The 5,043-nt window shown below is 54.6% G+C and carries 5 protein-coding genes; 4 read left to right on the top strand and 1 reads right to left on the bottom strand.

The genetic code is table 11. The annotated features are described in order from the left end of the window. The 4 genes from lacNas_RS12385 to lacNas_RS12370 all read left to right on the top strand — a co-directional run. A partial coding sequence (locus lacNas_RS12385; RefSeq protein WP_201346908.1) for an ROK family protein occupies positions 1-433 on the top strand: 433 nt, incomplete at its 5' end. Then, the gene (locus lacNas_RS12380; protein ID WP_201332153.1) at positions 433-1,827 is read left to right on the top strand and encodes a glycoside hydrolase family 1 protein; all 1,395 of its coding nucleotides are present in this window, start codon (positions 433-435) and stop codon (positions 1,825-1,827) included. The genes lacNas_RS12385 and lacNas_RS12380, both read left to right, overlap by 1 nt. A gap of 82 nt (positions 1,828-1,909) precedes the next feature. Then, positions 1,910-2,872, top strand: a complete 963-nt coding sequence (locus lacNas_RS12375) for a type I phosphomannose isomerase catalytic subunit (protein WP_201332152.1) — start codon at positions 1,910-1,912, stop codon at positions 2,870-2,872. A 41-nt stretch (positions 2,873-2,913) separates the two neighbouring features. Then, positions 2,914-3,789, top strand: coding sequence for an ROK family protein (locus tag lacNas_RS12370; RefSeq protein ID WP_201332151.1), 876 nt, complete (start codon positions 2,914-2,916; stop codon positions 3,787-3,789). A 253-nt stretch (positions 3,790-4,042) separates the two neighbouring features. On the opposite strand, the gene lacNas_RS12365 is transcribed toward lacNas_RS12370, so the two are convergent. Further along, positions 4,043-5,043, bottom strand: a 1,001-nt coding sequence (locus lacNas_RS12365; protein ID WP_201346907.1) for an EAL domain-containing protein, incomplete at its 5' end; no start/stop codon positions are given.

Here is a 5,043-nt window from a genome sequence, read left to right as displayed (position 1 = left end):
CCTCTACGGGGGCGAGTTCGGCTACCAGACCACCGCTGAAGCCGGCATGACCTTGAGCCAGGCGGCTTCCCCGGTCCAGATGGCTGAACGCTACAGCAAGGCCAGCGGCCATGAGGCTTCCGGCAAGGAAGTCTACGACCTGGCCAAGGCGGGCGACCCTCTGGCCCTTAAGGAAAGAAACCGGTCGATCAAGGCTTTGGCGGCTGCTATTTTCAACCTCCAGCACGGCTTTGACCCGGAAAAGATCATCATCGGCGGGGCGATTTCCAACAACCCTGACCTGCTGGGTCTTTTGAACGAAGAAATCGACCGGATCCGGCAAGAAGTGGGCATTGCCACCGTCAAGCCGGACCTGGCCGTGTGCGAATACCGCGGCGAAGCCAACCTGCGCGGCTGCGTATATGATTTTGAACAAGAACATGGAGAAAAATAATGCTGAAGTTTCCAGATGATTTTGCCTGGGGGGCTGCCTGCTCAGGCCCGCAGACTGAAGGCCGCTTTAACAAGCGCCACCGCAACGTCTTTGACTACTGGTACGACACTGACCCGCAAGCTTTTTACAATGGGGTCGGGCCGGACACGGCGTCCAACTTTTACAATGACTACCAAAAGGACCTGCCTTTGATGAAGGAAGCCGGCATCAAGCACCTGCGGACCTCGATCCAGTGGTCCCGCCTAATCGCCGACTTTGAGACCGGGGAAGTCGACCCGGCAGGGGCCAAGTTCTACAGCGACCTGATCGATTGCATGCTGGAAAACGGCATTGAGCCATACATGAACCTCTGCCACTTCGACATGCCTTATGAACTGCAGAAGAAGTACGGCGGCTGGGAAGACAAGCACGTCGGAGACCTGTTTGCCAAGTTTGCCGACAAGTGCTTCGAGCTTTACGGCGACCGGGTCAAGCACTGGTTTACCTTCAACGAGCCAAAGGTCATCGTCGACGGAGCCTACCTGTACAAGTTCCACTACCCGCTCAAGGTAGACGGCCCTCTGGCCGTTCAGGTGACCTACAACATCAACCTGGCTTCCGCCAAGGCCATTCAAAAGTTCCGCGCCCGCTTCAAGGACGACGAGCACACGGTCGGGATCATCCTGAACCTGACCCCGGCTTACCCGAGATCAAATGAGCCGGCTGACCTGGAAGCAGCGGAATTCGCCAACCTCTGGTGCGTTGACCTCTGGCTTGAGGCCGCCATCAAGGGGACCTTCCCGGAAAAAATCATCAAGATCCTGGCAGACGACGGGGTTCTCTGGGACGCCACTCAAGAAGAGCTGGACCTGATCAAGGAAAGCACGATCGACCTGCTGGGCGTCAACTACTACCAGCCGATGCGGGTCCAAGCGCCAGCCATCTCGCCAAAGAGCCTGCAGGACTGGATGCCGGACATCCACTTCGACAACTACGAGATGCCGGGCCGGGTCATGAACGTCGACAAGGGCTGGGAAATCTACCCGAAGGCCCTCTACGACATCTCCGTCAATTTGCGTGAAAACTACGGCAACTTCCCATGGTTTGTTTCAGAAAACGGCATGGGCGTTTCCAGAGAAGAACGCTTCCTGGATGACAAGGGCGAAGTCCAGGACGACTACCGGATCAACTTCATCCGCGACCACTTGAAGTGGCTGCACAAGGGGATCAGCGAAGGGGCCAACTGCAAGGGCTACTTCCTCTGGACCGCCATCGACAACTGGTCCTGGATGAACGCTTACCGGAACCGCTACGGCCTGATCCGCGACGACATCCACACCCAGAAGAAGACCTTGAAGAAGTCCGCCTACTGGTACCGGAAGCTGAGCGACACGGGCGAGCTCGACGCTGACTAAATTCCATCGACAAGCTTTGCCGAAAAGGTTTACAATGGAAGCGGTAAAGAAAAAATATGTTTTTTAAGGAGAATCAAAACAGATGGCAGAACCATTATTTTTGGAACCAGTTTTTCATGAAAAAATCTGGGGCGGCACTGGCTTAAAAGACGAATTTGGCTACCAGATTCCCAGCGACCACACCGGTGAAGCTTGGGCGATTTCAGCCCACCCGCATGGCCCGGCAACTATCAAGAACGGCCCTTACAAGGGGATGAAGCTCAACGAGCTCTGGGACCAGCACCGCGAACTTTTCGGCAATGCCAAGGGCGACGTCTTCCCGCTCCTGACCAAGATTTTGGATGCCAACCAGGACCTGTCCGTCCAAGTGCACCCGGACAATGAATACGCCAGAATCCACGAAGGGGAACTGGGCAAGACCGAATCCTGGTACGTGATCAAGGCCAAGCCGGGCGCCAAGCTCTACTACGGCCACAACGCCCAGACCCGGGAAGAATTCGCCGAAATGGTGAAAAATGGGGAATGGAAGAAGTTCCTTAGAACCGTGCCGGTTCACGAAGGCGACTTCTTCTACGTGCCGCATGGCATGGTGCACGCTGTGGGCAGCGGCATCATGGTTTTGGAAACCCAGCAGTCCAGCGACACCACCTACCGGATGTACGACTTTGACCGGGTGGACAAGAAGACCGGCAAGCTCCGGGAGCTTCACCTGCAGCAGTCAATCGATACGGTAGAAGTGCCGTTTGTGATGCCAAAGCTCAACCATGAAGAATGGGATGTCGGCGGCGTCCACGTGACCCAGTTCGTGATGGCGGAATACTTCGGCGTCTTCAAGCTGGACGTTTACGGCAAGGGCGACTTTGAGATCAAGGACGGCAAGTACCGCTTGCTGTCAGTTTTGGACGGGGCTTGCGACTTGACGGTCGACGGGCAGACCTACCCGCTGAAAAAAGGCGATCATCTGATTTTGCCAACGACGATTTCCTGTTATACTTTAGATGGTCAAGCAACGATTATCGCTTCCAAACCAGGCGATGAAGCTTAAAAAGACAAAATCGAAAGTTAACAAGAAGCAAAGGTGAGAACATGACAGATACTTTTGTAGGCAGTATTGAAGCCGGCGGCACCAAGTTCGTTTTGGGCGTGCAGAACGTGGAAACCGGGGAAACGACGGCAACCAAGCGGGTGCCAACCACGACTCCGGCGGAAACTTTGGCAGCCTGCCGGGACTTCTTCAAGGAGAACCCGGTCAAGGCCATCGGGATCGGCTCTTTTGGTCCGATCGACATCGACCCGAAGTCAGCAACTTTTGGCTACATTTCCAAGACCCCGAAGCCAGGCTGGTCAAATACCGAACTGAAGGGCTACTTTGAAAAGGAACTGGGCGTGCCAGCCGTTTTGACGACTGACGTCAACGCTTCCTGCTACGGGGAATACATTGCCCGCGGCCGGGATGATGAAAAGACCTACCTTTACATCACCATCGGGACTGGCGTTGGGGCCGGGGCCATCCAGCAAGGCCACTTCATCGGCTACACCAACCACTCAGAAATGGGCCACATGCGCATTCCCAAGCGGGCGGACGACAAGTATGAAGGCGGCTGTCCTTTCCACCACGACGCCTGCGGGGAAGGCTTGACGGCTGGTCCAACCATCAAGGGCAGAACCGGGATTCCTGGTGAAGACCTGGACCGCAGCCACCCAGTCTTTGACCTGATTTCCTACTACGTGGCAGAGATGCTCTACAACATCTATCTGACCATCCGGCCAGACGTCATGGTTGTCGGCGGGTCAGTTTTGAACGAAGGCGACATGCCAGCGGTCAGAAAGTACTTTGCCGAAATGAACAACGACTACGTTGCTCTGCCGGACCTGGACGAAATGATCGTGCGGCCGATCGTGGCCAACAACGGGTCAGCTACTCTTGGCTGCTTTGAAATGGCCAAGGACCTGCTTAAGTAATTAGCGAAAAGCAAAAAATAATACCAAAAAACCAGCTCAAGCGACAGCTTGGGCTGGTTTTGTTATGGACTTTATTTCAGTTCCTCGTTTTCCAGGGTCAGGGTTCGGTCATGTCATCGTGGCTGGCAACGACGACGGATAAGACGCTCAAGCAGGTCAACGAACTGCTTGACGCCTCTCTTGTTTTACTTATAGCCATAGCTTGCGGGTTGCGCATCACCGTTAAATGACGCGTAATCGGAGTTGGTCTTGCTTATTCTTGATAATGTTCCGACGTAACGATATAGACGAAGGAACTCTTTTCCTGACTGGCCAGCCAGCGCATTCGAATCTTGACGTGCAAGCCGCCTTCTTCATAAGAAGCTGAAATTGCCTGGCTCTTGCCTTGGCAGCGGTCCATCTGCTCTAAGAGGAATTTGTCCACGGATGGCGTTTTAGCAAGATTCTCAGCCGAAACAGCTTGCCCGTTCTCAGCTATTGCCAGCAGCCGCTTCAGGGCATGGTTGAAGTAAAGATAGTTTATGCTGCAGCCGTCTTTTTCAACGATGGCCATCGGCACGTCGATGTTTTCACCAAGGCTGGAATTCTGTTCCGCCAGGCTGTGGGTCGGGTTGGACAAAACGTTGACCCGGTCGATCTGGCTGTAGTAGTCGCTCAAGCTGACGTTTTCCAGCTGCTGGCCGGCTTCACCCAGGAAGTTCCGCAATTCATCCGGCTCCATGGAAGCCGCGAAGAGGTAGCCCTGCTGGTACTGGCAGCCGATCTCTTTGAGGAAGTCTGACTGGCTCCGGTTCTCGATCCCTTCGCACAAGGTTTCGATGCCCAGGCGTTTGGCCATGTCCACGATTTCTGAAATGATGATCTTGCTCTGGGAGTTCTCGGTAAAGTTTTCCAAAAAGGCCATGTCGATCTTCAGCAGGTCGAAGTCAAAGTCCTTCAGGTTGTTCATGCTGGAGTAGCCGCTGCCAAAGTCGTCCATCCAGATCTCGTAGCCCAGGTCATGCAGCTGGGCGATGATCTCCTTCAGCTGGTCCGGGGCGCTGACGATGACCGATTCCAAAACCTCGATCTTCAGATACTTGCTTGGAATCTGGTACTGGTTCCGGATCTTCTCAATTTCCGCGACAATGTCGCAGGAGTTGAAGTCAACCGGTGAGATATTGACGGAAATCACTGGAATTGGCAGGCCCATCCGCTGGCAGCTCTGCTGCAGCTGACAGACCTGGCGGAAAATTTCCAAATCTAGCAGGTGGA

Source organism: Lactobacillus nasalidis (assembly GCF_016587775.1).
Classification (GTDB): Bacteria; Bacillota; Bacilli; order Lactobacillales; family Lactobacillaceae; genus Lactobacillus; species Lactobacillus nasalidis.
The sequence above is the reverse complement of the archived record's forward strand: the minus strand, read 5'-3'. Positions and strand labels throughout refer to the sequence as shown.

What these genes read in the sequence shown, in the direction of transcription:
- lacNas_RS12370 (WP_201332151.1), top strand. Translation starts at nt 2,914, where the DNA reads ATGACAGATACTTTTGTAGGCAGTATTGAAGCCGGCGGCACCAAGTTC.
- lacNas_RS12375 (WP_201332152.1), top strand. Translation starts at nt 1,910, where the DNA reads ATGGCAGAACCATTATTTTTGGAACCAGTTTTTCATGAAAAAATCTGG.
- lacNas_RS12380 (WP_201332153.1), top strand. Translation starts at nt 433, where the DNA reads ATGCTGAAGTTTCCAGATGATTTTGCCTGGGGGGCTGCCTGCTCAGGC.